The sequence below is a fragment of the uncultured Pseudophaeobacter sp. genome (assembly GCA_905479575.1).
Lineage (GTDB): Bacteria > Pseudomonadota > Alphaproteobacteria > Rhodobacterales > Rhodobacteraceae > Pseudophaeobacter.
Genome location: CAJQNB010000010.1, coordinates 18,858 through 45,857, shown reverse-complemented (window position 1 = coordinate 45,857; position 27,000 = coordinate 18,858). Strand labels below are relative to the sequence as shown.

The window sequence follows — 27,000 nt, the reverse complement described above, 5'->3', positions numbered from 1 at the left end:
CTAGGGTTCGGCCCGTTTGAGGCGGGCGGGATGATCTTTTGGCCACGGGTCAGCGTGATCCGGGTTCGTCAGTAAGCGCTTGTCGGTGAGGCTTTCGAGAAAGGCGATGAGATCGGCAATTTCCGCTTCGGTGGCGGTGAACCCCACGATCATGCCGTCCTGATTGCTGTGGCCTTCGCGGCCACCCTTGGCGTAATGGGCCAGCACGCCGCGCAGATCGGGGATTGATCCGTCATGCATATAGGGCGCTGTCACAGCCACATTGCGCAGGGATGGGGTGCGGAACAGGCCCGCGTCGCCCGGCTCTGCGGTGAATTCGATCCGGCCCGGCGCACTGACGGGGTCGTCAGCGTATAGCCCGGTGTTGTGAAATCCGGTCTCCACCCAGGGGCTGCCCTCGCGTTTGAAATTGTCGGTGAACAACACGCCCTGATGACAGTGATAGCATTCGAACCGGTGGTCAAAGAACAGCTGCTCACCCCGTTTGGCGGTATCCGAAAGCGCATCCAGTTCGCCGCCGTATTTGAAACGGTCATAGGCACTGTCAAAGGACATCAGGCTGCGCTGAAAGGCCCCCAGCGCGCGGGTCACTGTGAACAGCTCTGGCCTGGGCTGCTGCGGGAATGCCTGTTCAAAAGCCCGCACGTAATAGGGATCCTCGGCCAGCGTCGCAAAGATACGCGCCTCCTGCCCGGTTGCGCCCATTTCATCGGGTGCTTCGCCAAACAAAGGCACAAGCGCTTGAAACTCGAGCGAGGTCATATGCGGGTTGGCCCAGGAATTCACCGGCAGGTAGGCCACGTTGGCAAGGCTGGGCGCGTTCAGCTTGCCATGGGTGCCGTGGATGCCCACAGCCACCTGGCGCCCATCCGTAAAGGCACGGCCCTGGTCGTGGCACGAGGCGCAGGCCACTGTACCATCGCCGGACAGGCGGGCATCGTAGAACAGATGGCGGCCAAGCTCGACCTTGGCGGCGCTCATGGGGTTGTCTTCTGGTACGGAGGGGCGCGGCATCCAGTCCGGCAGGAGCCAGTCATAGGCCTCTGCCGTATCCAGGGCGAAACCCGCCCCGGATAGTAAACCTGACAGGATCACGCTCACCGCCGCACTACGCGCGGCGCTACGCATCACCGAACCGCGATCAACTGCTGTTCACCCGCTGCGATGTCTTTAAACGGCAAGCCAAGCTTGGTCATGACCGTGTCGCAGTCGGGATCGTTCAGGAAGGACATGCAGCCGGGCGAAGTCTGGGGCGTGTTGGAGCGCATGTCAGCCTCTGCAACCACTGGCGCCGGATCGATGACCAGCGTTTGTTTCGCCGGATCAAACCCATCAAAGCTGACCGCCATCAGGTTGGGGTTCTTGCAGGGGGCGGCGGGGGCGTCTGTCTTGCCACCGGATTTGCACATGGTCGAGCCACGGTGCAGGAACCAGCCTTTTGGCCCGCTTTCTGCCTTGTCCTTTGGCACCATGTCGATACGCACGAACTTGTAGCCGCCGCGCCAGTTCCAGAACATCGAGGTCAGGTTGAGCGGCGTGGGGGCGGTGGTGGGGTCGCCGTGGTTCATCTCAAACGGCACACCGACGTTGAAAGCCACACCAGTATAGCTGCCCTCCGCAACAGTGCCAGCCAGCTGGGTGTTCAGGGGCGCGGTGCCATTGTCGCAAGCGGCACTGCCATCTTCAAAATCCAGCAGGGCGACACCGTCATGCTGAAAGGCGCTTTCGGTCAAAGTTACAGGGCTGCGTGTGCCGTCAGCCGCGATCATCGCCACATCGCTGACATAGAGGCGGAAATCCGTGCCGCGCACCGCAGCACCCGTGCTTCCGATGCCGGTGAAGGTCGCGTCGCAGGCAAAGGGGTGCCCGCCGATTTCGGCGGAAAAATTGATCTTAACGTCCTGATCTGCAAAGGCAGCGGTCGCGGGAAGCAGGGCGGCAAGGGCCGCTTGAAGAGCGAGTTTCATGGAAGTCTCCAGAGGTCTGATCCGGCGCGCGGGCCGGGTGTTTCACAAATAGATTCGCAAAGTTCAGACGATAGGAGGGGCACGCGCCGGACGGGTCGCCTCGGCGGAGAGGGTTTCTAGAACGTGGGATTGTGGCACCCAGTGGGACGGGGAGAAGGACAGTTCGGCAACGGAGGCAACCAGCGGCGGCTCTGGCAGAGCCATGGCCGCCTGCAAGCGGCAGGCTTCACACTCCTGCGTGGCGCCCGGGTCATCCGAGCCACCACAGATCGAAGCGGCGTCAATGCCAAAGAGCGCCGCATAGTCCAGCACTGCTTGGTCTGTTTGCGATGGCGCACGATGTGCAAATCCGGTGGTTGCCAAAGCAACGGTCAGCAGCACGACCAGCGCGCGCAGAGGGAATATGATTTGCCAAATCTTCATCGCCACAGCTGGCTAGCACACACTGCCGGATCCGCAAGCGTTCATAGGGTCGCATCCCCTGTGGTCCAGCGCGATGTTCCTTTGCAGCCTGTTTGTCTGCAATCAGTAGGGCGGCCCTATGGTTGATATTTGGACCGACGCGCTCTTGGTTGCCTTTGTTCGCAACATCAAAGCGCTGTTTGATTAGAAAAACTCTTGGGTGCCGGTTTTGAAAGTGGTCCACACATCAAGTTCGCTACCGTTCTCTTGGGGTTCCCAGTCGCCCAGGCAACCTGTTTCGGTTCATGGTCCATTCCGCAGGTCGTTTCTGAAGCAGGCGTTTCGCCTGGTATGCGGCCTGACCTTTAGCCTCGCTGTGGGGAGTTAACTTTTGTCGCGGACTGGGGCCAAGTCAGGAACATGATCGCCGGATTTGAGATCCCAGAGGTTTCGATTGTCTCGAGCAGGGTCGAGGCGCGACACTTGGCGGTTACCTGATCACTTTGCTGGGCACGGGAAACGATGTCGATGGAGACCTGTTTTTCCAGACCGGCCTCAATCAGGGCCTTGGCGGTATTTGCGGCGGCCCCAACCCCCATGTAGATCGCCATACGGGTTCCAGGTTGCAGCTGAGCAATCCAATTGGCATTGCCCGCATCCTTTGCTGTCTGGCCGGTGGCCAGAACCAGGGTGTCACAGGTGCCGCGTTCTGTCAGGAACCCACCCAATGCAGCTGAGGCTGCGCTGGCTGCGGTGACGCCGGGGATGATTTCATAGGGAATATCTGCCGCATCCAGGGCATCAATCTCTTCGGCACCCCGGGCAAAGACGCCAGGGTCGCCGCATTTCAGCCGCACGACCCGTTGCCCCTGACCGGCAATGGCCACCAGCGCCTGCGAGATCTTTTCTTGTGGCCAGTGGTGGCAGCCTGGGGCCTTGCCCACATATATGCGTTTTGCATTTGCAGGAGCCAAATCCAGCACTTCGGGGTCAATCAAGCGGTCAAAAAAGATCACATCAGCCTCTTGCAGGCGCTGTGCCCCGCGCAGGGTGATCAGATCTTTGCAACCGGGTCCGGCACCGACCAGCGCCACAGACCCCACCTGCTGATTTCTGGGAATGGATCTGTCAGTGGCGTGCCACAGCCCAGATGCCATCTGGCGTAATTGGCGCAAGCTCGCGCTCCTGCGGGCGAGGACAGAAAGCTCCACAACAGCAGGTGTAGACTCTGCCAGGCGCGCGGCAAACCGTCGAAGCCCCCGCAGGGGAGCTGCTGATCTTGGGGTTTCGGCTCCAGTAAGGGAACGACCTGTCAGGGGCTGCAAAAGGGGGAAGGTCTTCATTGGGTTCTCCGGTCCTGGTTATGGCGATTGTCCCAAAGCTCGGTTGCCAGGGCTGTGCAATGCGTGATCGAGCGTTCAGCCTGAACAGTCCAAAGCGCCAAAGCTGCGGTGCCGATCACTGTGGCGCTGGCAAATGGATCGTCTTGGGTGCCGTGCCAGAGCGCTGCAATCTCGATGGGGTGATCGGGCTCATGCAGGCGCCGTGTGTCGGACAGGAGCGCAGAGGCCTGGGTGTTGATCTCAGTGCCGTTTTGCAGGCCAAAGATCGCTGTGTCCTTCGCCGGATGGCGTTCAAACTCACCGCCGCCACCTTTGATCACAGTGAGGTTTCGATCCCCCAGCAAAGCGGCTGCGCGCGATTGCAGGCCGCGATATGAGGGATGAAAAACCCCCTGCACCGAGGCCCGCGCCCCATGCGGGTTCCACATGCGCAGCACCGTGTTGATACAGCTCCTGAGCCCCAGGGTGTCGCGCAGTTTTAACAGTCCAAAGGCCATGGGATTGAGAGTTTCCAATGGGCTGTAGGACAAGCCATTGCCGATGAGATCGGCTGCATGGAGCGCGCCGCGCAGATCAGCGGCAGTACCCTGATGGGAATTCCAGCCATGCAGAGCGACCCTGTAACCCGCCTGTGCGACCAGTTTGGCAGCCAGTGCAAACAGCGGGGCGCCGCGTGTACGTCCTGCCGCGTAGCAGGGCCAATCAAGGTCAACCCTGTCGCCAATGCCGCTGGGGCCAGCTGGCGTCGCGGCGCGCAAGGCGGCGGTAAAGCCGGCAATTTCTGCATCGGTCTCCCCGCGCAACCGCAGCACCATCAACAGGGCTCCCTGCGCCTCTGCGGCGGCGTCACCTGCCAGCATCAGGGTCATGGCTTCCTGCGCTTCGCCTTGGGTCAGCGGGCGGGCACGGCCCTTGCCTTGCGCAACAATGCGGACAAAAGGCGCGAGTGTCATTCCGCCGCCATCCCTATGTGATGCTGCGTGATAAGACTGGCGAGCTCCGGCTTGCAGGAGCCGCAACTTGTCCCGGCACAGGTGGCCTCGCCCAGGCTTTCTACAGTGGTGGCACCAGCGGTGATGGCGGCCCGCAACGTATTGATCCCGACATTGAGACAGGCGCAGACGGTGGCGCCAGGGTCGGGTTGATCTGCGCCACTGCGGCCCGCCAGCGCCTGTAGCGGCGGGGTGGTGGTTCCAATCAGCGAGACTGCAAAGCTGCGCGCCAGTGAGACCGGTTCTGGACTGGCAAAGAACAGACCAACAAGCCTGTCGCCCTGATAAAAGGCAAGCCGGGTAAGGCGTTGGTTTAGATCGGTCAGTTCGGTGATCTGGCAGTTGTCCAGCCCCAGCAGGTCAGCTGCAAACTCTTGCCAGTTCTCTGGCGTTTCGGTTCCGGCGTATTCGCCCTGCCAGCCCGTCAGCGAACGGGCGACAGCGCCATAGGCCCCAGCGGCTCGCAACGGGGACAGCGCGGCGGCAAAGCCAAACCAGGCGGCATTGAACTTTTGGGCGGCGACCGGGCTGCATTTGGAGGCGGGTTGCCCAGAGACCGGGTCAACCACCGGTGCGGTCAGGGTGTTGATACAGCCAGAGGTACTTTGTTGGCGGGTCCAGTGCATAGGGGCAAACAACTGGCCTGGGGCGCTGCGATCGGTGATCAGGGCGCGCAGAACCGCCTGGCCGTACCGGTTTCGCAGGGCAAGGAGATCGCCAGCCGACAGACCCAGGGAAGTTGCGTCCACCGGGTGGATTTCCACATAGGGTTCCGCCAGATGTGCGCCCAGGCGCGGGGCTTTGCCGCTGCGGCTCATGGTGTGCCACTGATCCCGGTTGCGTCCGGTATTGAGCGTAAATGCGTCGCGCTGGATGGGCGCGGGGGCAGTGACCGGAAGCATCCGGGCCTTGCCGTTGCCATGAAAAAAGCCGCCATCGGCGAAAAACCGTGTCCCGTTCTGCGGCCATTGGGTTGGCAGCAGCTTGGCGTAGTCCACATCGGCAAAAATGCTGAGATCCAGGTCGCGGTGAAAATCCTGAGTTGCACCGGACAGGGCGACATATTCGGCAAAAACCTCTGCCGGGGCGGAAAAATCAAAAGACTCTGCCCAGCCCATGCGGGCGGCAAGATCGCAGATGATTTTCCAATCCGGGCGGCTGGCACCGGGGGCCGAAAGAAAGGCGCGCTGGCGCGAGATCCGGCGTTCTGAATTGGTGACGGTGCCGTCCTTTTCGCCCCACCCCGTGGCAGGCAGCAGCACATCGGCCAAATCACCAGTATCTGTGCGCGCCATGATGTCAGACACCGCCACAAAGGGCACCTTGGCAATCGCGGCGGCCACGCCATCGGCATCCGGCAGGCTTACCGCCGGGTTCGTCGACATCACCCAAAGCGCCTTGATCTTGCCATCGGCGCAGGCCTCAAACAGATCAACGGCCTTTAGGCCCGGCTGGGTGCAGATGGTCGGGCTTTGCCAGAAACCCTGAACGCTGGCGCGGTGATCCGGGTTCTCGATATCCAGATGATTGGCCAGCATATTGGACAATCCGCCAACCTCGCGCCCGCCCATGGCATTGGGCTGGCCAGTCACCGAAAACGGGCCGCAGCCCTGCTTGCCGATGCGTCCGGTGGCAAGGTGGCAATTCAGAATCGCGTTGACCTTGTCGGTGCCGCATTTGGATTGATTGACGCCCTGGGAATAGACCGTCACCACCTTTTCTGTACCAGCCCAAAGCTGGTAGAACTGCGCCAGTTCTGCCTCGGTGAGTCCGCTTTCCAGTGGATCCCCCAGACGTGCCTGGGTGATCGCGGGGCGGCGACCGGTGACGTGCTTTTTCAGGTAATCATCATCAAGCTGCCCAGTGTCGGCCAGATGCGCCAGCAATCCGTTAAACAGCGCCGTATCGCCATCTGGGACAATCCGCAGGTGGTGATCCGCCAGATCCGTGGTCGCGGTTTTACGCGGGTCGATGTTGACCACCTTCATGTTCGGATTTGCAGTTTTGGCTGCGGCAATGCGCTGGTGCAGCACCGGATGGCACCAGGCCAGGTTTGATCCCACCAGCACGATCAGATCGGCCTCTTCCAGATCGGCATAGGTGCCGGGCACCGTGTCGCTGCCAAAGGCGCGTTTGTGCCCGGCCACAGAGGAGGCCATGCAGAGCCGCGAATTGGTGTCGATATTGGCGGAACCGATAAAGCCCTTCATCAGTTTGTTGGCGACATAGTAGTCTTCCGTTAGCAGCTGCCCGGAGATGTAAAAGGCGACGCTATCCGGTCCGTGGTCACGAATGGCAGTACTGAACTTCTCTGCCATTAAACCAAGCGTCTCATCCCAACTGGCCTCCTGGCCGTTGATCTGCGGCGCCAACAGGCGCCCCGCCAAATCAAGGGTCTGCCCCAGGGCCGCCCCCTTGGAGCACAGCCGCCCGTAGTTGGCGGGATGGTCAGGATCGCCCTTGATGGAGCCATCTGCGCCCGCCAGCAGGCCACAGCCGACGCCGCAATAGGGACAGGTGGTGCGTGTCAAGGTCTGGGGCGCGCTCATGCGACGGCTCTTTGTTGCAGGAAATCGGCGTCCAGCAGGATGCGGCCCTCACTGACCTTGGCCGGGTAGGTTGCAACCTTTCCCTCGTCAGCGCCCTGAGCTTGCCCCGTTTCCAGGGAAATAACCCAGTTGTGCAGCGGGCAGGTCACCGCCTTGCCGTGCACGATGCCATCGGCCAGCGGGCCGTTTTTGTGGGGGCAGGCATTGTCGAGCGCAAAGACCTCATCCACGGCGGTACGAAACACTGCGACGCAGCCATGTCGGGTTTTGATCAGCCGGGCGCCGCGCTGGGGCACGGCCTCAAGGGCGGCGATATCAATCCAGTTGCTCATTCGGCGGCCTCCAGGGTGAGAGTGGCGAGGGGCTCGTAGGGGGCTGGCTTGGCCACATGCTGAGCCCAGGGATCCTTGCGGTAGATGGTTTGGGACAGGTCGAACCGGGCGACCAGCGCCGCGCGGGTGTCCAGGTCACCGATCTGCGCCTGGATCCACTCAAGACCCACTTTGTCCATCCATTTGTAGATGCGATCCAGATATTTGGCGTTCTCGCGGTAGCTCTGCGTGACGGCCTTGACCACATCCATGACCTCTTCTTCGGTTGCCACCTGACAGAGCAGTGATGTTTCGCGAACATCCATGCCGGCAGCGCCGCCGATGCTGATCTGATAGCCACTGTCGACGCAGACAATGCCAATGTCTTTGCAGGTGGCTTCGGCGCAGTTGCGCGGGCAACCAGAGACACCGAGTTTCAGCTTATGCGGCGTCCAGGAGCCCCAGAGCGCCTTTTCCAGCTGGATGCCCAGGCCAGTGCTGTCCTGGGTGCCAAAGCGGCAATGATCGGTGCCAACGCAGGTTTTCACCGTGCGTAGCCCCTTGGAATAGGCATGCCCCGAGACCATTCCCGCCTGGTTCAGATCATCCCAGATTGCAGGCAGATCTTCGTTTTTGACCCCCAAGAGATCAATGCGCTGCCCGCCGGTGACCTTGACCGTGGGTACCGCGTATTTATCCGCCGCATCGGCAATGGCACGCAGCTCATCCGGGGTGGTGATCCCCCCCCACATGCGCGGTACCACGCTAAAGGTGCCGTCTTTCTGGATATTGGCGTGTTTGCGTTCGTTGACAAACCGCGATTGGGGATCGTCCTCGTAGTCCAGCGGCCAGTCGGCCAGCAGGTAGAAGTTCAGCGCTGGGCGGCAGGTATGACAGCCGCAGGGGGTTTTCCAATTGCAGGCCTGCCAGACCGCAGGCAGGGATTTCAACTCCTGGGCTTTGATCATGCGCCGCAGATCTTCGTGGGTCATATCGGTGCAGCCACAGACGGGCTGCGCAGTTGGCAGGACAAAATCATCGCCCAATGTGACCGCAAGAACCTGCTCCACCAGCCCGGTGCAGGTCCCGCAAGAGGCCGAGGCCTTGGTCTGGCTGCGCAGGGCTGCGATATCTGTGGCCCCGGCGGCTATGGCATCTTCGATCTGACCTTTGCAAATGCCGTTGCAGCCACAGATTTCCGCGTCACGCGGTAAGGCTGCAACGGCTGAGAGCGGGTCCGAGGGGGCGCCTCCCTGATAGGCGGGGCCAAAGATCACCGTGTCGCGCATATCCGAGATATCGGTCTTGTCGCGGATCAGGCCAAAGAACCAGTTGCCATCTGCGGTGTCACCATACATCACCGCGCCGATGATGCAGTCGTCTTCGATCACCAGACGGCGGTAGACGCCCCGGGCGGGATCACGGAAAACGATGTCTTCGCGGCCCTCACCTTCGGCAAAATCGCCGGCGCTGAACAGATCGCAGCCGGTGACTTTCAGCTTGGTCGAGAGTTCCTTGGGGGTGAAAACGGCGGGTTCATCCATCAGGCTATTGGCCAGAACCTTGGCCTGATCATACAGCGGCGCCACCAGACCAAAAAGCTGACCGTCAAATTCAACACATTCGCCAACCGCAAAAATATCCGGGTCCGAGGTCTGCAGCTGGGCGCCCACCTCGATACCGCGCGCGACCTCCAGCCCGGCGTCGGTGGCCAGACGGGTTTCGGGGCGGATGCCCACGGCCATGACCACCAGATCAGCCTCTAGTCTCTCCTCCCCTTCCAGCAGCACAGCTTCGACCTTGTCGGTGCCCAGGATCGCGGTGGTGGAGGCACGGCATTTCACCGTGATACCGCGTTTTTCCAGATCGCGGCGCAGCAGAAACCCTGCGGCCTCATCCAGCTGGCGCTCCATCAGGTGGCCCATCAGGTGCAACACGGTCACATCCATGCCGCGTTCCGCCAGACCGGCTGCGGCCTCTAGCCCCAGCAGCCCGCCACCGATGACCACGGCCTTGCCGCCTGATTTTGAGGCTTCGATCATGGCATTGGTATCATCGAGATCGCGGTAGGTGATGACGCCGGGCAGATCCTTGCCCTGCACCGGGATGATAAAGGGCGCCGAGCCGGTGGCGATCAGCAGCTTGTCATAGGAGGTCGTGCCCTTGCTGCTGGTCACGGTTTTGGCCTGACGGTCAATGGCGGTGACATGAGTACCAAAGTGGCAGGTCACAGCGTTGGCCGCGTACCAGTCCGCGTCATGGGTGACGATATCCTCATAGGTTTTGTCACCCGACAGCACTGGCGACAGCATGATGCGATTGTAGTTGCCGCGCTCTTCGGCGTTGAACAGGGTGACGTCAAAATCAGCCTCTGCATCGAAAAGATGTTCCAACACGCGGCCAGATGCCATGCCCGCACCGATAACAACAAGTTTCTGTGTCATGTCTTACTCCGCCGCAATATGTGTGGGTTTCGGTTTGGGTTTGGCGCCGTGCTCGTATTCTTCCAAAAAGTCGAGAACCTCGGCCCGGTAGCTGTAGTAATCAGGATGTTCCAGCAGCGCCTTACGGGTGCGCGGGCGCGGCAGTTTCACATCGGTGATCTTGCCGATGGTGGCCTGGGGGCCATTGGTCATCATCACCACCCGGTCAGCCAGCAGGATGGCCTCATCCACATCATGGGTGACGCAGATCGCGGTTACTTTGGTCCGCGACCAGACCTCCATCAGCACCTCTTGCAGCTCCCAGCGGGTCAGGCTGTCGAGCATGCCAAAGGGTTCATCCAGCAACAAAAGTTTTGGCGACAGGGCAAAGGCCCGTGCAATGCCAACCCGCTGACGCATGCCGTTGGACAGGCCTGAGGCCTGTTTGTCCATGCTGTCAGCCAGACCAACCCGTTCGAGATAGTATTCCACCACATCCTGACGCTCCGCCTGGCTGGCATTGGGATAGACCCTATCTACCCCAATAGAGACGTTTTCTTTGGCGGTGAGCCAGGGAAACAGATTGGGCGATTGAAACACTACTGCGCGTTCTGGATTGGCGCCTTCGATATGTTTGCCATCCAGCCGGATGCCGCCCTTGGAGATCGGGTTAAGCCCCGCCGCCATGGTCAAAACCGTGGATTTACCGCAGCCCGAATGGCCGATCAGACTGATGAATTCGCCCTTCTTCACCTTGAGGTCAAAATCCTCCACCACAGTCAGCGGCCCCTTGGGGGTTGGGTAGACTTTGTGCAGTTGGGAGAAGACCAGATAGCGCTCTTCCAGCATGGTTTTTTGCGCTTTGGACAGGGCGGCAGGAACACTATGGATGGGGGTTGCATCGGGCAGTTGCCGGGTTTCTTCAATCTTTGCGGCGATGCCCACATCCATCAGGTATTTGGTGACCTGGGCGCGCAGGGCTTTGAACATCTCGTCGTCATTCATCGCACCACGATCACGGGGGCGTGGGATGTTGACGGTGACCGGATCGGCCAGGGTGCCATCCGGGTTCAACGGGATGATCCGGTCGGCCAGTAGGATGGCCTCGTCGACGTCATTGGTGATCAGGATGCAGGTCTTTTTCTCCTGCTCCCAGATTTCCAGGATCTCATCCGCCAGATTGGCACGGGTCAGCGCGTCCAGCGCGCTGAGGGGTTCGTCCAGCAGCAACATTTCCGGGTTCATCGCCAGGGCGCGGGCCACCGAAACCCGTTGGCGCATGCCGCCGGACAGCTCGGCCGGGCGGCGGGCGATGGCATGGGACAGGCCAACCATGGCGACATAGTGGTCGATCTTGGCCTGACGTTCAGAGGCCGACAGCTTGGGGAAGACAGCATCCACCGCCAGGCCGATATTGCCACCCACCGTGAGCCAGGGCATCAGCGAGTAGCTTTGGAACACCAGCCCGCGTTCGGGACCGGGGGCGGTGATTGGCGCGCCTTTGAAGGTGACGTTGCCGTTATCGGGCATCTCCAGACCTGCAACCAGGTTCATCAGGGTAGATTTCCCGGTGCCGGAAAACCCGAGGATGGCGACAAACTCGCCCTCACTGATGTCGAGGTTGATGTCTTTCAACACTTCGATGCGATCGGTTCCTTGGCCAAAGCCTTTGGAAACGTTTTCGAACTTGAGAATACTCATGGATCTCACCGGTTTTCTGTAAAGGTGAACATGGACTGCAGCGCGAACATGACGCGATCGAGCAGGAAGCCGATGATGCCGATGGTAAAGACAGCGACCATGATCTTGGCCAGCGACTGCGACGAGCCGTTCTGGAATTCATCCCAGACAAATTTGCCAAGGCCAGGGTTCTGCGCCAGCATTTCAGCGGCGATCAGCACCATCCAACCCACGCCCAAAGACAGGCGCAGCCCGGTGAAGATCAGCGGCAGCGCCGAGGGGAGTACCAGTTTGGTGATCTTGGCATAGGTGCTCATCTTCAGCACTTTGGAGACGCTGATCAGATCTTTGTCGATAGAGGCCACCCCAAGGGCAGTGTTGATCAGGGTGGGCCAGAGCGAACAGAGCGTCACGGTGATCGCCGAAACCAGGAAGGATTTTGAAAACATACCGTCATTGGTGGCGTAGACGGCAGAGACCACCATGGTGACAATCGGCAGCCAGGCCAGCGGGCTGACGGGTTTAAAAATCTGGATGATCGGGTTGATGGCGGCATTGGCGGTGGGCGACAGCCCGGCCATGATCCCCAGTGGAATGGCAATCACGGATCCGATCAGAAAGCCAAAAAACACGGTTTTGATCGAGGTCCAGATCTGCTGGTAATAGGTGGGTTTGCCGGTATAGCTGCGCTGGCGCACCTTGTCGGATTTCCCCGCAGCGATCAGTTTGGCGTTGCGGGCATCCTGGCGGTCATAAAAAGCCTCGGCCTTTTCACCTTCGCGCAGGGCATCCGCATGCAGGTTGCCCACCTGTTCCCAGACCTGCGCCGGGCCGGGAATAGCGCCAAGCGAGGTTTGCACCTTAGGGGCCAGGGTAGCCCAGGCGCCGATAAAGATGGCAATGGCCAGTAGCGGAACCCCCAGCAGGCGCCAGATCTCGGTGATCTGCGCTCGCGGGTTGTCCCCTGCGGCGGCTTTCAGAACCGGTGTCAGCCAGGCGAGCCCCAGCACTTGGAACCAGGCGTCTGCCTTGTTGATCCGCGTAAAAAGGCGGGCGCGGCGGGCTTCTGCGGCGAGTGTATCTGGGTCAATGGCGGTCATAACAGGGGGCCTATGATATGGAGGAATGTGCAAAAGAGAGGCCCGCCGCAGCGCGTGATGCGGCGGGCTGTGGCGTTAATCCAGGATTTCGGATCCTGAGACTGTCTGGCTGCCTTTGAGCCCGATCGGCAGGCTTTCGAGATAGGCATTGGGCGTGCGCCCGTCGTAGGCAATGCCGTCGATGATATCTGCTGCCGGGGTTGGTGCTTTGAAGCCATCGCTGTCCCAGGGGAAATCGGCCTCATTGGCCAGGTCTTCATCCACCAGCATGCGGGCGGCCTGCAGATAGATGTCGGGGCGGTAGACCGATTTAGCGGTGTCAAAGAACCACTCATCGGTCTTTGCTTCGGCGATCTGACCCCAGCGCCGCATCTGGCTCAGGTACCAGATTGCATCGGAATAGAAGGGGTAGGTGGCGTTGTAGCGGAAGAAGACGTTGAAATCGGGGACCTCGCGGATGTCGCCTTCTTCATATTCAAAGGTGCCCGTCATCGAATTGGCGATAACGGCTGCGTCTGCGCCCACATATTCGGACCGCGACAGCATATCGACCGCTGCGGGGCGGTTGGCGTTATTGTCTGCGTCCAGCCAGATCGCGGCGCGGATCAGGGCCTTGGTCAGGGCGATGGTGGTATTGGGGTTTTCTGCGGCGAACTCCGCCGAGATGCCAAAGACCTTTTCAGGGTTGTTCTTCCACAGCTCATAATCGGTGATCACGGGCACACCGATCCCCTTGAACACGGCCTGCTGGTTCCAGGGTTCGCCAACGCAGTAGCCAAAGATGGTGCCGGCTTCCATGGTGGACGGCATCTGCGGCGGCGGGGTGACGCTGAGGAAAACATCGGCGCCAATCTGGCCGCTGACGTCTTCGGGAGAGTAGAAGCCGGGCTCCAAGCCACCGGCGGCAAGCCAGTAACGCAGCTCGTAGTTATGGGTGGAAACCGGGAACACCATGCCCATTTTGAAGGGCACGCCCTGGTCTTTGTAGTCTTCCACAACGGGCGCAAGGGCGCTGGCGCTGATCGGATGCTGTGGGCGACCATCCTCCATCAGCGGAATATGCGGCTTCATCTGCTCCCAAATTTCGTTGGAAACGGTGATGCCGTTGCCGTTGAGATCCATGGAGAAAGGGGTGATAATATGGGCTTGGGTGCCATATCCGATGGTTGCCGCCAGCGGTTGGCCTGCCAGCATATGGGCGCCGTCCAGCTGTCCGTCGATCACCCCGTCGAGAAGGACCTTCCAGTTCGCCTGCGCCTCCAGCGTGACAAACAGGCCTTCATCTTCAAAGTAGCCGTTTTCATAGGCCACGGCCAAAGGTGCCATATCGGTGAGTTTGATAAACCCAAGCGTCAGTTCGTCTTTTTCGAGATCCAGAATATCAGCCATAACGGGACTGGCGCAAAAAGCTGTCGACGCGAGTAGCCATTTTAATGTGTTCATTGTTTTGGTCCCTGTCAAAAACGCAAAAAACCGCACGACTGATACATGCGGGAGGAGGTGCATGCACAATCGAGCGGCTTTGCTCTTGAATTTTTTAGCTGGCAACGTTGTCAGCCGGTACAGGCATCGTTGCCTTGGGATTGATCATGATGCTTTAGACCAATTTTTGCCATCCTATGGTTTGGTGAAGAGCGCGATTTTTTCTGCAATGCAGCATTTGCCTATTAATCGGGCTAATTTGATCCGGCAAAGTCGAAAATTGCGCCGTTAAAAAAGCGATCCGGGGCTGGAATCACCTGCTCCTGGGAGGATGGGAGAGGTGTTGCATTCGGGTTTTTGCCTTCGCTAGGTGCAGGAGGTTGGGCCACATCCTCGCCAAACGGTGTCAGGGCTTCACGATAGATGTCGCTGCGAAAACAGGCCTGGGCAATCCGGCGTGACCGGGCTTCATCAAGGTGATGCCAGCGCGATAATACATCCGCGATCCAGTGGGCCTGGGGACGCCATGGGAAATTGGCGGATCCTTTGTGAAAACTCATAAACTGATCTGTCTGTTTGGGCCGTTGTCCATGTTTGGTGATGAACCGCCCACTGAGGGCCGGATCAATTGCCTGGTCAGGAAGGTCCAAATGCTGGCTTCGCGTCAGAATTTCGACAGCGAGTGGCGTGTTTTCCGGTTGGTCCAGCCACCAAGCAGCCTTGTAGATGGCCCGGATCATTGCACGGCAGGGGGCAGGATGTTCAGAAGCCCATTTGCGTTGCACCCCCAGCACCTTTTCCGGCGAGAACCCCCAGAGCTTAGCGCCGGGCAGGATCAGCGTTGCATTGCTTTGCTGCACTGCGACAGATCCCCAGGGCTCACCCACACAAAACATATCCAATCTGCCCCCGCGCACGGCATCGGCCATTTTGGGCGGAGGAACGGTCACGATTTCTATGCGATCGGCTGCGAAGCCAGTAGCTTGCGACAGCCAGGCCTCCAGCAACATCCGGTGCATGGAAAACGGAAAGGGCACACCAATGCGAAGCCGCTTGGAGCTTGCCGAAAAAATCGCCTCTGCGCTGCCCAGGGGATCGTCGAAGCTGTTGGTCCATCCTGTTTGCTGCATCTCGCGATCCAAAGAATCGGAGACACCTATTATGGTGCCGTTGACGGACAGCACCATCAGAACGTCGATATCGCAGGCGAAGCCACCCAAACCCAATGACATTGCAACCGGCATGGGCGACAGCATATGCGCAAAATCAAGCTGCCCAAACGCCAGCATATCCCGCAGAGCCGACCACGAGGGTTGTTTGACCAAGGTGAGATCAAGCCCCTCCTGGGCGGCGAATTTCAGCTCTTTGGCAACAACCAGCGGCGCACAATCCACAAGCGGAAGATAACCGCAGCGTACTTCTGTCATCTTCATCTCAAAAGCTCCGCCGCCGTCACGAGAGAGGTCGCGACATCAATGACTTTGCGGCCCTGGCCCATCGCTGTTTTTCGCAGCAGCACATAGGCCTCTTCCTCGGAAATATTGCGCGCCTGGATGAGCAAGCCCTTGGCGCGCTCGATCATCTTGCGATCCGACAGCGCCTGTTTTGCGGCGTCCAATTCCGTCTGCATTTTTGCAATCATCCGAAACCGGGCAATTGCCGTTTCAAGCACTGGTTTGATACGGTCCTTTTGCAGACCATTTACCACATAGGCACTTAATCCGGCCGAGATCGCCGCCTGGGTCATTTTTTCATCCGAATGATCCACAAACATGGCAACTGGCCGGTTGCGTGCGTTGGAGACAAGGCTGAGGTGTTCAAGCGTATCGCGATCTGGGTCGGCGAGGTCGATCAAGATGATGTCGGGGTCGTGCTGCTGCACTGCGTGTTCAAGTGCGGTGGGGGACGAAATGACGGTTACGTCGGTCCAGCCGCCCTCCTTGAGAGCGCCAATAATTTCATGCGCTGTGGTTTTGTCCCGCTCGACCACAAGTATGGTTAGATCCGTCTGCATATGAGCTGGATAGTGACCATCGCCATCTAAAGACCAGCCACAAAGGGACGTATTGGGCTGGGCTCAGAACTGTGCCTGCCAGGTGGGCATTTGGCCGCAAGGGTGCGCAAAAAACAGGCGCTTTGAAAGCGTGCGCAGCCCTGTCCAGTAGCCCTGTCCACCTGGGCGCATCAATGGCCAAATGCGTCGATGAAAGGCTGCGTTCGCGGGACGTGCCCGTTGTCTCATGACAAAATCAGTCCAGGCCCTGCGCAAAGAATGCCGTCACCTCATCAAGGATCAGATCATGCATCGCCGCCCGGTGGGTGCCGCCATCTTCGCAGATAACTTCGTCTCCCGGCAGTTCCTTGGCCAGAATTTCGTAGCCAGCTGGTTTGCACAGATTGAAGAAATCAAAATGGCTTAACGTGGCTGGCTCAATGTACCGAAAGCTCCCTGAGGGCAGCGCCTTGATCAGCGCGCGGGACTCGATATCCAGCGTCAAACCAGAGTTCATGATCGGGGCGCCGAATACCAGCAAGGGCCTGTCAATCCTGGTCAGGCTTGCGTCCGAAAAGCTCTGGGTTCCGCCGAGATCAAAGACCGCAAATGCGCGAATTCGCTTGTCCGCCAGATCGGCCTGCATCCGCACCCGATCTTCGGGTGTTTGTGCGATCTGCCAATCCGCAAAGATGCCGCAGGCCAACTCGCTTGGCATTGTTTCACAAAACCGTTCAAGGCGCTCTGCGTCGTAGCGGGCCCCGGCCAGCGCCAGCGCGGTAAAACCACCAAGTGAATGCCCCGCCATAAAGACGCGATCGGGATCGACTTGCACCGGCAATGTCCCCGGCAAAACCGCAAAATCTATCAGTCGGGTGATGTCGCCCGGGCGCCGCCAAAGCGCCCGCCGCTGGTCCGGGTCGCGTTGCCAGGTTGATGTTCCCGGATGATCAACTGCGGCGACAACAAAGCCTCTGCGGGCCATCTCTGCCGCGAGCCAAGCCTGGTTTCGCGCGTTGCCGAACATGCCATGGGACAGCACAATCAACGGAAAGGCGCCCGGTGCCGCCTTTGCATCCCGGATGACCTGGGCACCGACCCAAACCGCACTCTTGAAATCCGGCTGCGTCGGCTCTGCTGAGTCGGTCGGATACCAAATCAGCCCTTCGAGCTCCCGGTCGCTGCGCTCGTCTAGGACAACGAGAGTGCTTAATCCGGCCTCATATGTATGGGCGGCGACTGGAGCAGTCTCTTGTGCTTGCACGGTCAAAGCCGTGAGGCCAAGGGCCAGAATGGTAAGTGAACAGAGGCGTTTCATGGGTGGCGTCCTTTTATTTGCAACACAGGTAGCCTATGAGGAACAGCGATCACCCGGCGTCCTGAAACGCGATCAAGGACGGCACATCGTGGTTCTGTTTTGCGATCCGGGACGCAGCGGGACTGGGCTAGCCCAAAGGAGGCCTCTGGTGCTGCACATCGCTATTCTTGCGGCGACAATGTCACTCAGTGCGGTGATGAGCCTTTTCCTGGCCCGCATTGCCGTGGCGGGGCGCTACGGTGCCTCCTCGGCGGCGCTCAGTGTCTTTTTTGGGCTCACAACACTCTCTGCGGGCCTTCTTCTGGCAACGCTTCTTTGGCCGGATACCTCACTGCGACAATGGCGCGCTGTTCTTGGCGCCGCGGCACTGCCAGCGCTGTATTTGCATTTTGCCTTCGGTTCCGCCCCCGACCGTCGTCCGGGTGCGGCAGAAATTTTTCACCTAGCCCCGATGGTGGCTGTCGTCGCCGGCCTTCTGCTCAACGCATTCTGGGCAATTGACCCGATTTTGCTTGTCACTTATGGCGGCTATCTCTGGGCCTTGGTGCGTCTGCATGGTCGCGGAGCACAGCATTTTTGCAGTCTCGGCCCCGAGGTGGCAACGACGCTTCTTTGGTTGCGCATCGTGATTGGGGTGCTTTGTGCCAGCTTGGCGCTTGAGGTGGCAATCTTTTCCGAACTGCTTTGGGGTGGGGCAATCGAGACGTCGCGGCCTCTCCTGCTCTCCACGATGCTCTTCTTCGGCCTCGTTTCTTATGCCTTGCTTGGGGCAATGGGGCGTCCTTCTCTTTTTGAGCATGTCTATGGCCTGGTGGTTGATCGGGCGACGCTGCCGACGGAGACAGAAGATAGCGTGACCGCCGAGCCTGCCGACTATGCGCTTCTCCAGCGCATCAACGCCTTCCTCGAAGACCCCGCGATCCTGGCAGACGATCGCTTGACGCTCAGCCGCTTGAGCAAACGGCTGGGCGTCCCCGCGCGCGCGGTCAGCGTTGCCGTGAACAGGATTACCGGGCAGAGTTTTTCTGATTTGCTCAACGACAGAAGGATCGCTCTGGCCACACGCCTCATGGAGGAAGATCCGGACTGTTCGCTGTTGGATGTCATGTACGCCGCAGGATTTGGATCCAAATCCAACTTCTATACGCAGTTCAAGCGGCGCACAGGTATGACGCCGGCAGCCTTTCGGACGCAACTCTGTGCGGGGCAGGGGGCGTGACATCTGCTCTCTGACAGTCGCAGCCCAGCAAAGCCCCCTGAAACTTCGGATACCCGGATGAGACCGGATGAGGCCTAGGGCTTAGGGCGCCTGTATTAGGGGGCCAGCATTCTGGTGTAGGCGATTTGGTAATGTGCTGCAGCTTCCAAATTCTGCACCGCTAGGGCTGAGTGAATATTGGTGACATGGGCGTCAAGATTTTCACAAGCAGCACTGCACCACTCGGTGTCTTTTGCCAGACTGTGCAGCTGATGGCGCGTGGTTCGGCCGTAGTAGCTCTTGCCGCTGTCCCGCAGGGCGGCGTTTTCGGTGATCTCTACAAAGGCATCAAATGCCTCCATATCAAGCTGTGCAAAGCCGACCACGTTTGGTTTTGCTTTCAACTCAGCACAACGCTCATTCAAGGCTTCAAAGCGCCGTGAGGCTGCGACCAGTTCGGTTGTCGGATCAATTTCAACAATCGCGCGTTCCAATGTTGCGCGCACAACAAAGTTTTGCGCAAGAGAGGCGGCGTTCAGCGTCGTCACAAAGGTCCCAACCCCCTGGCGCGATGTGATGAGCTCTTCGCGCTCTAACCAGGCCAAAACGCGACGCAGAGGCGTGCGGCTACAGGCGAATTCCTTTGCCAGATCCGTTTCCGACAGGCGCATTCCTGGTGGGTAGTGCAGGGTGCAAATGCGATGCCGAAGAGTATCGTACATGATGCTCAATCGGTCTTGAACACCCTCCGCAGCCTCAAGTGCTTTGACCAGCTTATTCATGCCCAGCCCTCTGGCGATGGTTCGCCTGTTGCCACGTGGCGGGGGCAGGGGGTGCAAAAAACACCCTCTGCCCCACTTGTAATAGGTTAGGCGGTTTCAAGCTCTAAGGCGTAGGATCCGTCTTCTTGGTGCGTTTCATTACCGGTTACGGGCGGATTGAAACAGCAGGCCATAACCAGTTCTTCGTCAGCAACAAGCGTATGGCGGTCGTGTTTGTCCAAAGCATACATAACGCCCGGGCGGATCATGTGGGTTTCACCTGTCGCAAGATCGGTGATCGATCCGGTTCCCTGCATGCAATAGACACTCTCAAAGTGGTTTTTGTACTCAAAAGTGTGCTCGGACCCGGCCTCGAGAAAGGTGATATGGAACGAGAAGCCCATTTTGTCTTCTGCCAGAAGCATGCGCACGCTGCTCCATTTGGCATCAGATACCACGCGATCCCGTTTGCTTTTGACGATCTCGTTAAAATCCCGTACAATCATGTACTTACTCCGCTGCAAATTTATGGCCGCCGATCACATCCTGTGCGGCGTTGATGAGAATAGAAAGCCCGCGCTGAAGCATGCTGTCCGTCGTTGTCAGCGGTGCAAGGATCTTGACCACCTGATCTTCGGAGCCCGAGGTCTCAATAATGAGGCCCTGCTCAAATGCTCTGGCGCAGATTTTGCCGGCCAGGTCGCCACATCCCACGTCCACGCCTTGCATCATGCCACGGCCCTTCAGGCGCGCCTCTGGAACCATCGCCGCGAGGGATTGCAAGCCCTGGGAAATGATGTTGGAGCGCCGCAAAATATCCTGCTGCAAACTGTCGTCAGACCAAAATTTTTCAATGGCAACAGTGGCAGTCACAAAGGCATGGGTATTGCCCCGAAAGGTCCCATTGTGCTCTGCCGGCCCCATGATGTCATGTTCTGGCTTCACCAGCACCAAACCCATCGGCAACCCAAAGCCGGAGATCGATTTGGCCAGGGTCACGATGTCGGGGCTAATGCCGGCTTCTTCAAAGGAAAAGAAGCTACCGGTGCGTCCACAGCCCGCCTGAATGTCATCGATGATCAACAGCGCGCCGGCCTCCTGCGCCAGCTCCGCTACCCGCTTTAACCAGCTTGTGCTCGCTGCATTCAGCCCGCCTTCACCTTGAACGGTTTCCAGCAAAATGGCGGCAGGCGCATCCATGCCTGAAGACCGATCCCTGAGCATGGCTTCGAGAAAATCTGTGGTGTCACAGGATTGACCTAAATACCCATCATACGGCATCCGCGTCACATTGTTGAGCGTCACACCCGCGCCACCTCGATGGTAGCTGTTGCCGGTTGCGGCCAGGGCACCCTGGGTGACGCCGTGAAAGCCGTTGGTGAAGCAGATGACATTGCTGCGACCGGTGACCTTGCGGGCAATTTTCATCGCCGCTTCGACAGCATTTGCACCTGTCGGCCCGGTAAACATCACCCTGTGGTTCATGTCGCGTGGCTGCAGGATATGCTGCTCAAAAGTTTCCAGGAACCGGGCCTTCACAGCCGTGTGCATATCCAGGCCATGGGCCACACCGTCGGTGTCGATATGTGCGATCAGGGCTTGTTTCATATCCGGATCATTGTGTCCGTAGTTCAAAGATGAACATCCGGCGAGAAAGTCGATGTACCGCTTTCCGCTCTGGTCGATCATCTCAGCCCCTTTGGCAGAGGCAAAGACCGTATCAAACCCGCGACAATAGCTGCGGGCTTCAGATTCTCGACGCCCGAAAATGGCTTTGTTGGTAAGCTGTTTGGACATGGGGTTTCTTTCAGATTTAAGAGGAGGCAGGAAAAATTGGCTGGCAAAAAAGGGCATGCGCATTGCTCAGGCGGCAAGCGCCTGTTGCCTGGCCAAAGGAATGGTCACGAGGTTTTCAGTCTTGTGCCGTTCCTGAAAATGTAGCGCTTGGGTGTAGTAGGGCTGAATGTCCATCTGGCTGTCTTGAAAACTTGCGAACCTGCGGAACAATGACCAAGACGCGTTATTGTCAGCGGTGATTGTGGTTTGCAGGCGATTTACGTCCTCACACTGGCGGCGGCGCAGAATGGCTTGCAGCATCATCGAGCCCAAGCCGCGACCGCGCGCCTTTTCTGCCACTGCGACCTGCCAGACAAACAGTGTCTTAGGATCATTTGGCAAGACATAGGCAGATACCCAGCCGACCGTCTCGTGAGACAATTCCGCCAGGCAACAGGTGTCGGCAAAATGGTCGCTCTGCAAGAGGTTGCAGTACATGGAATTTTCATCAAGCGGCTTGCAGGCCTGGACCAGCTCCCAAACCTTGGCACCGTCTTCGGCTACGGGTTTGCGGACCGCGGGGAGGTCTATACGCCGTGGGTCAATGGGATGTTGCATTCTGAACTTCTCCTATCGCTTTGGATGTCGAAGTATCAGGCAATGGCCAAAACTTCAACTGTCAAAGTAAATTAGCTTGGGTTTTGGCAATAAATGGCAAATATATTCTAAATATGTCGCAAACAGGCCCTTATTTGCTTCATCTATAGAAGGGATTTGGGAATTGAATGCTGCTGGTCTAGGCTGTAAACTTTGATGTCTGAAGTACCGGAGATTTCATGGACCGCACGGACCGCATTGACAGCAGCCTGATCGCGCTTCGGCGCATCATTCGTACAACCGAGTTGTTTGGACGCGAAATTCGTCAAGCGACCGGCGTTACCCCCGCCCAGTTTAGAGTGCTTCAGATCATTTCTGAACATGGCTTTGCCACGGCAAAGGCAATCTCGCTTCGTATGCAGGTCTCGCAAGGCACGGTGACCTCACTCGTCGACAAGCTGGTTCGAGATGGGCTGGCCTTGCGTGAAAAATCCCGTGAAGACCGGCGGCAAATTCATATCACACTGACGGATGCAGGTCGTGAAACGCTTGCGGATGCGCCCGACCCATTGCAGCAGCGGTTTGTGCGTAAGTTCTCGGCGCTGAATGATTGGGAACAGGCCATGCTGGTTGCCAGCTTGGAACGGGTCGCCGCCATGTTGGACGCTGAAGATCTAGACGCGTCTCCTGTTCTGGCGACGGGTGAGATTCGTCCAGCAGGCGCGCCGTGAACCCATCAACAGATGTATATCTGATTGCGAAATCCCCCACGCGGTGAAGGCCGCGCGGGGGATTCGGGTGTCTATCAGTAGGATGTGATCCGCGCATTGGCGGCGACCATGGCAGCGGCCATGGACTGCGGATTGGCGGGGCCCACGCCCTCGATCAGCACCGATTGGTCCGCGCCTTTGCCCGGCAGGTAAATCGCGCAGACCTCAACGAGGTTGTTCGGGTCGGCCATGATTTTGCGCATCAAGCCTTGCGGGCTCATGTCGCGTGGCGGCTGCGGGGCCGCAGAGCATGATGTGCTGTGCGACGCCCTGCTTTGCGGCATTGGCGGCACTGGTCACTCCGGGCGGCAGATCTCGCCACGCATCATGGCGCGCAGGGTGGCAACGACCAGTGTCGCAATGATAAGGCAGAGGGCGATCAATGCGGTCTGCCCGGCCCAGAAATGCGCGGTGCTACCCGTCAGCGCAGCAAAGCGCAGTGTGGCAAGGGTCAGCGCTGCGACGGGAAAGCTCAGCGCCCAGTGGGACAGGCCGAACGGCAAGCGGCGCAGCTTGCCCACTTGCGTCAGCGCAAGAGCGAGGAAAACCAGTGTCGCGCCATACAGGAAGCGGGCAAACCCATCCAGCACGCCGCCATTCAACTGCAGCCAGGCCAGGAAGCCCACGGCGGGCGGCGCGATCAGGATGGCCAGTGTTGGCACCATGCGCCCCGGCAACGGATCATGAAAAATCAGCCGGTTCATCACCAGCACCAGCAGCACGATCCAAAAGATCATCCCGGCAGAAAAGAATACCCAAGGGGTCTCGGGGAAACCAAGGCCGACCCCCGCGATCGGCGCCACCACGTTGCCCACAGCCGGAATGAACCACGCGGGCGAGATGTGGATGGTCTGAAATGCCCGGTGGCCAATCCAGTTTGACAGCACGGCCAGCGTCAGGCCGCCCTGGCCGCAGGCCCCCACCAGCCACACGGTGCTGGCCACCTCCGGCAGGGTAGGTGCCAGGGCCGTGGCAATCAGCAAGAGGGAAATGGAGAAGGCGGGAAAGAAGGCCAGTTTCACCGGATGCTGCCATTCTGCCGCGACCGCTTGTGGATGGCGTAGGGCTTTCAGGGCATAGGTCGCGACAAGCGCCAAGAAAACCGCGATGGTCAGGGCCAAAGCGGTGAGGCTCGCGGCCTCCCAATTGGCGGCATGCAGCGCCGTGGTCAGGCCGGACAGCCCCATGACGGAGGCAAAGAACGGCACGGGAAAATGTACCAGCCGGGGTTCGGAACCAGTAGTTTCAGACATGGGATGATCCGCGAAATGAGGGGAAAATAAAAGGAGCGGACCCGACACATGGGGCCGGGTCCGAGAGAGCCGGGGTGGAAAGGACGTACAGCCCCGGCCATATTGTCAATGCTTGTGCTCTCCCATTGGGCAGTCACCTTCTTCGGCAAAGCAGGCATCGGTACGCAGTTCCAGCCACATGGCGTTCAGAACGGCAAACAGGGCGGCAAGCGGCAGGCCAAGAAGCCAGGCAAAATACCACATCGCGGTTCTCCTTAGTAAACAGTGTCGGTGTTATTGGTGACATCGGCTTCGGTGACCTTGCCCCACAGTACTTTGTAGACCCAGGCGGTGTAAGCAAGGATCAGCGGCATAAAGATCACCGCGCAGACCAACATGATGAAGAGGGTCTGGTGCGAGCTTGAGGCGTCCCAGACGGTGAGCGAGCTGTTCGGATCAACCGTCGACGGCAGGATGAAGGGGAACATCGTCAGCCCAACCGAGGCGATGATGCCGATAATCGCCATCTTCGACCACAGCAGGGTCGAGACCTCGTGCCCGGCCCGCAGCCCCCTGACCGCCAGCGCAATCCCGAGGAAGCCCATCATCGGGGCAACAATGATCCAGGGACGTGCCACATAGGCGGCGAGCCACGATCCTTCCCGAATGACCTCGGAATAGAGCGGATTGGACGGGCCACTCGGCGCCACTTCGTTTGCCAGCGCAAAACCGTCAATGCCGACCGCCAGCCACAGACCTGCCAGCGCATAGCCCCCGGCGGCGATCATCCCGGCAGTGCTGCCGATGCGGCGGGCGCGCTCGGCGATCACGCCTTCGGTCTTCAGCGTCAGCCAGGCCGCGCCGTGCATCAGCAGCATGGAGAAAGATACGATGCCCACCAGGATTGCGAAGGGGCGCAGCAGGCCAAGGAACTTACCGTAGAAGCTGCCGTCATACATCGGCATCAGGTCTTCGGTCAGATAGAACGGAACACCCAGCAGGACATTGCCAACCGCCACGCCAAACAACAGTGCGGGCACCGCTCCCCCGGCGAACAGGGCCCAGTCCCAGCGCGCGCGCCAAGCGGCGCCTTCGCGCTTGGAGCGGTACTTGAACGCCACCGGGCGCACGATAAAGGCCGCCAAGACCACAAACATCGCCAGGTAGAAGCCGCTGAAAGACACCGCATAGAGTGGTGGCCAAGCTGCAAAAATTGCGCCACCGCCGAGGATGAACCAGACTTGGTTGCCCTCCCAGACCGGGCCGACGGTGTTGATAACAACCCGGCGCTCCACATCGGTCTTGGCGACAAAGGGCAGCAGAGCGCCCACGCCCATGTCGAACCCGTCCGTCAGGGCAAACCCGATCAGCAGCACGCCCAACAGCGCCCACCAGATGACACGCAGTGTGTCGTAGTCGATCAGTTCATAAAGGATCATGTCCGTTACTCCGCAGGGGTGGTAGACGCAGGGGGCTCATTCGGGAACCCGCGCAGCCGCGCTTCGTGGCGGGCCTGCCATTGATTGGTTTCTTCGACGTCCTGGAACGGGCCTTTGCGGATGTATTTCACCATCAGTCTGATCTCGATCACAAAAAGCACCGTGTAGAAGAGGACAAAGCCCGCCAGTGTGATCAGCAGGTCGGCGATGGACAGGTGCGAGGCCGACATTGCAGTTGGCAGCACCCCGTCCACGGTCCAGGGCTGGCGGCCAAACTCGGCAACAAACCAGCCCAGCTCGGCTGCGATCCAAGGCGTCGGAATGATCGCCACAGCGGCATAAAGCGACCAGCGTGGGAACTGCATGTTCTTGAACGAGGCGCGGTAGAAAAAATAGGCCATCACCGCGATGAAGCTGAACCCAAGACCGACCATCAGGCGGAAGGCCCAGAACAGGGGAAAGACGCCGGGCACGGTGTCTTCGGCGGCTTGTGCGATTTGCGCTTCGGTCGCGTCACGCGGATCTTCGACGTAACGCTTCAGCAGGAAGGCAAAGCCCAGATCATCAGAGTTCTGTTCGAAGACAAAGCGCGCCTCGGACGGAACGTTGCCCCGGTTTTCGCGGATCGTCATCAGCGCGTCATAGGCAATGATACCGCGACGGATCTTGTCTTCGGCTTCGGCCACCAGATCATTGATGCCGGGGATCTCTTGCGTCAGGCTTCGGGTCCCGATCAGGCCCATGGCCCAAGGTACATGGACCGCGTAATGGGTCTCGCGCGCCTCTTGGTCAGGTAGGCCGATGAGCGTGAAAGAGGCCGGTGCCGGCTCGGTTTCCCACATCGCCTCGATAGCGGCGAGCTTCATCTTTTGCGTATGGCTGGCGGAATAGCCAGACTCATCGCCCAGCACGACGACGGACAGCGCCGCCGCCAGGCCGAAAGACGAGGCCACGGCGATGGAGCGCTGCGCCAGGTCTTTGTGCCGGTCCTGGATCAGGTACAGGGCTGAAACGCCCAACACAAAAACCGCAGCCGTAACATAGCCGGCCGAAACTGTATGAACGAACTTCGCCTGCGCCACCTGATTGAACACTACGTCGAAAAACGAGGTCATCTCCATCCGCATGGTGTCTGGGTTGAATTCCGCACCCACGGGGTTTTGCATCCAGCCGTTGGCGATCAAGATCCACAGGGCGGAAAAGTTGGACCCAATGGCCACCAGCCAAGCGACAACCATGTGTTGCACCTTGGACAGCTTGTCCCAGCCAAAGAAGAACAGCCCGACGAATGTTGCCTCCAAGAAGAAGGCCATAAGCCCTTCGATCGCCAGCGGCGCGCCAAAGATGTCGCCAACATAGTGCGAATAATACGACCAGTTCATGCCAAACTGGAATTCCATGGTGATGCCGGTTGCCACCCCAAGGACAAAGTTGATGCCAAACAACGTGCCCCAAAACTTGGTCATCTGGCGCCAGATGGGGCGATTTGTCATGACGTAGACGGTCTCCATGATCGCGACGAGAATCGACAGACCCAGCGTCAGCGGCACGAAGAGAAAGTGATACATGGCCGTCATCGCAAATTGCAGGCGTGACATCTCGACCAGTCCGATCTCCATTAGCGTGGTTCCTTCGGTTGATAATTCACATCTGATTTGCGAATTTTAGACCTTAATATTCCCATTTTCATATATGATTATGATCTGGATCAAATTCATATCGTAGAT

Annotated in this window: 25 protein-coding genes; 2 read left to right on the top strand and 23 right to left on the bottom strand. The window is 59.1% G+C overall.

What is annotated here, in order from left to right:
• The 14 genes from QZ268_RS04115 to QZ268_RS04050 all read right to left on the bottom strand — a co-directional run bounded on the left by QZ268_RS04115 (nt 1) and on the right by QZ268_RS04050 (nt 17,500).
• Entirely contained in the window at nt 1-1,128 is a 1,128-nt protein-coding gene (locus tag QZ268_RS04115; RefSeq protein ID WP_295448446.1) for a methanobactin export MATE transporter MbnM, read from the bottom strand.
• Nucleotides 1,128-1,967 (bottom strand): MbnP family copper-binding protein, encoded by an 840-nt coding sequence (locus QZ268_RS04110; RefSeq protein WP_295448443.1) that lies wholly within the window; start codon nt 1,965-1,967, stop codon nt 1,128-1,130. Before QZ268_RS04110 ends, QZ268_RS04115 begins: the two co-directional genes overlap by 1 nt.
• Before the next feature lie 63 nt (nt 1,968-2,030).
• Entirely contained in the window at nt 2,031-2,390 is a 360-nt protein-coding gene (locus tag QZ268_RS04105; protein WP_295448441.1) for a polyketide synthase, read from the bottom strand.
• A 344-nt stretch (nt 2,391-2,734) separates the two neighbouring features.
• Nucleotides 2,735-3,544, bottom strand: a complete 810-nt coding sequence (cobA, locus tag QZ268_RS04100) for a uroporphyrinogen-III C-methyltransferase (protein WP_295448438.1) — start codon at nt 3,542-3,544, stop codon at nt 2,735-2,737.
• 164 nt (nt 3,545-3,708) lie between these two features.
• Nucleotides 3,709-4,665 carry a glycosyl transferase family protein gene (locus QZ268_RS04095; RefSeq protein ID WP_295448435.1) on the bottom strand — a complete coding sequence of 319 codons (957 nt, stop codon included), beginning with the start codon at nt 4,663-4,665 and terminating at the stop codon, nt 3,709-3,711.
• Nucleotides 4,662-7,253, bottom strand: a complete 2,592-nt coding sequence (locus QZ268_RS04090) for a nitrate reductase (RefSeq protein WP_295448433.1) — start codon at nt 7,251-7,253, stop codon at nt 4,662-4,664. The genes QZ268_RS04095 and QZ268_RS04090 overlap by 4 nt, the downstream gene beginning before the upstream one ends.
• The gene (nirD, locus tag QZ268_RS04085; RefSeq protein WP_295448428.1) at nt 7,250-7,585 is read right to left on the bottom strand and encodes a nitrite reductase small subunit NirD; all 336 of its coding nucleotides are present in this window, start codon (nt 7,583-7,585) and stop codon (nt 7,250-7,252) included. The genes QZ268_RS04090 and nirD overlap by 4 nt, the downstream gene beginning before the upstream one ends.
• A complete protein-coding gene (nirB, locus tag QZ268_RS04080; RefSeq protein ID WP_295448425.1) occupies nt 7,582-10,008 on the bottom strand; it encodes a nitrite reductase large subunit NirB in 2,427 nt (808 codons plus the stop codon). Before nirB ends, nirD begins: the two co-directional genes overlap by 4 nt.
• Nucleotides 10,009-10,011: 3 nt before the next feature.
• Entirely contained in the window at nt 10,012-11,688 is a 1,677-nt protein-coding gene (locus tag QZ268_RS04075; RefSeq protein ID WP_295448422.1) for a nitrate ABC transporter ATP-binding protein, read from the bottom strand.
• A 5-nt stretch (nt 11,689-11,693) separates the two neighbouring features.
• The gene (locus QZ268_RS04070) at nt 11,694-12,767 is read right to left on the bottom strand and encodes an ABC transporter permease (RefSeq protein ID WP_295448419.1); all 1,074 of its coding nucleotides are present in this window, start codon (nt 12,765-12,767) and stop codon (nt 11,694-11,696) included.
• Between the two features lie 75 nt (nt 12,768-12,842).
• Complete coding sequence (locus QZ268_RS04065) at nt 12,843-14,210, bottom strand: CmpA/NrtA family ABC transporter substrate-binding protein (protein WP_295448416.1); 1,368 nt, start codon at nt 14,208-14,210, stop codon at nt 12,843-12,845.
• A 233-nt stretch (nt 14,211-14,443) separates the two neighbouring features.
• The gene (locus QZ268_RS04060; protein WP_349387038.1) at nt 14,444-15,616 is read right to left on the bottom strand and encodes a CmpA/NrtA family ABC transporter substrate-binding protein; all 1,173 of its coding nucleotides are present in this window, start codon (nt 15,614-15,616) and stop codon (nt 14,444-14,446) included.
• A gap of 2 nt (nt 15,617-15,618) precedes the next feature.
• Complete coding sequence (locus QZ268_RS04055; protein ID WP_295448409.1) at nt 15,619-16,203, bottom strand: ANTAR domain-containing protein; 585 nt, start codon at nt 16,201-16,203, stop codon at nt 15,619-15,621.
• Nucleotides 16,204-16,438: 235 nt separating this feature from the next.
• Nucleotides 16,439-17,500, bottom strand: coding sequence for an alpha/beta fold hydrolase (locus tag QZ268_RS04050; protein WP_295448406.1), 1,062 nt, complete (start codon nt 17,498-17,500; stop codon nt 16,439-16,441).
• A gap of 148 nt (nt 17,501-17,648) precedes the next feature.
• Here QZ268_RS04050 and QZ268_RS04045 point away from each other — a divergent pair, with 148 nt between their 5' ends.
• Nucleotides 17,649-18,719 (top strand): helix-turn-helix domain-containing protein, encoded by a 1,071-nt coding sequence (locus tag QZ268_RS04045; protein WP_295448403.1) that lies wholly within the window; start codon nt 17,649-17,651, stop codon nt 18,717-18,719.
• Nucleotides 18,720-18,814: 95 nt separating this feature from the next.
• On the opposite strand, the gene QZ268_RS04040 is transcribed toward QZ268_RS04045, so the two are convergent.
• From QZ268_RS04040 to ectA, 4 genes are all read right to left on the bottom strand, one after another.
• Nucleotides 18,815-19,420 carry a GntR family transcriptional regulator gene (locus QZ268_RS04040; RefSeq protein ID WP_295448400.1) on the bottom strand — a complete coding sequence of 202 codons (606 nt, stop codon included), beginning with the start codon at nt 19,418-19,420 and terminating at the stop codon, nt 18,815-18,817.
• 146 nt (nt 19,421-19,566) lie between these two features.
• Nucleotides 19,567-19,965 (bottom strand): ectoine synthase, encoded by a 399-nt coding sequence (locus tag QZ268_RS04035; protein ID WP_295448397.1) that lies wholly within the window; start codon nt 19,963-19,965, stop codon nt 19,567-19,569.
• Between the two features lie 4 nt (nt 19,966-19,969).
• Nucleotides 19,970-21,256 (bottom strand): diaminobutyrate--2-oxoglutarate transaminase, encoded by a 1,287-nt coding sequence (gene ectB, locus QZ268_RS04030; RefSeq protein WP_295448393.1) that lies wholly within the window; start codon nt 21,254-21,256, stop codon nt 19,970-19,972.
• Between the two features lie 66 nt (nt 21,257-21,322).
• Nucleotides 21,323-21,853, bottom strand: a complete 531-nt coding sequence (gene ectA, locus QZ268_RS04025; RefSeq protein ID WP_295448390.1) for a diaminobutyrate acetyltransferase — start codon at nt 21,851-21,853, stop codon at nt 21,323-21,325.
• A gap of 218 nt (nt 21,854-22,071) precedes the next feature.
• On the opposite strand from ectA, the gene QZ268_RS04020 reads away from it, so the two are divergent.
• The gene (locus tag QZ268_RS04020; RefSeq protein ID WP_295448387.1) at nt 22,072-22,563 is read left to right on the top strand and encodes a MarR family transcriptional regulator; all 492 of its coding nucleotides are present in this window, start codon (nt 22,072-22,074) and stop codon (nt 22,561-22,563) included.
• A 74-nt stretch (nt 22,564-22,637) separates the two neighbouring features.
• On the opposite strand, the gene QZ268_RS04015 is transcribed toward QZ268_RS04020, so the two are convergent.
• From QZ268_RS04015 to QZ268_RS03995, 5 genes are all read right to left on the bottom strand, one after another.
• On the bottom strand, nt 22,638-22,823 hold the full coding sequence (locus QZ268_RS04015) for a hypothetical protein (protein ID WP_295448384.1): 186 nt from the start codon (nt 22,821-22,823) through the stop codon (nt 22,638-22,640).
• A 75-nt stretch (nt 22,824-22,898) separates the two neighbouring features.
• A complete protein-coding gene (locus tag QZ268_RS04010; protein ID WP_295448381.1) occupies nt 22,899-23,855 on the bottom strand; it encodes an SLAC1 anion channel family protein in 957 nt (318 codons plus the stop codon).
• Between the two features lie 105 nt (nt 23,856-23,960).
• Entirely contained in the window at nt 23,961-24,098 is a 138-nt protein-coding gene (cydX, locus tag QZ268_RS04005) for a cytochrome bd-I oxidase subunit CydX (protein WP_295448377.1), read from the bottom strand.
• An 11-nt stretch (nt 24,099-24,109) separates the two neighbouring features.
• Nucleotides 24,110-25,273 (bottom strand): cytochrome d ubiquinol oxidase subunit II, encoded by a 1,164-nt coding sequence (gene cydB / locus QZ268_RS04000; protein ID WP_295448373.1) that lies wholly within the window; start codon nt 25,271-25,273, stop codon nt 24,110-24,112.
• A gap of 5 nt (nt 25,274-25,278) precedes the next feature.
• The gene (locus QZ268_RS03995; protein ID WP_295448370.1) at nt 25,279-26,892 is read right to left on the bottom strand and encodes a cytochrome ubiquinol oxidase subunit I; all 1,614 of its coding nucleotides are present in this window, start codon (nt 26,890-26,892) and stop codon (nt 25,279-25,281) included.
• Between the last annotated feature and the right edge of the window lie 108 nt (nt 26,893-27,000).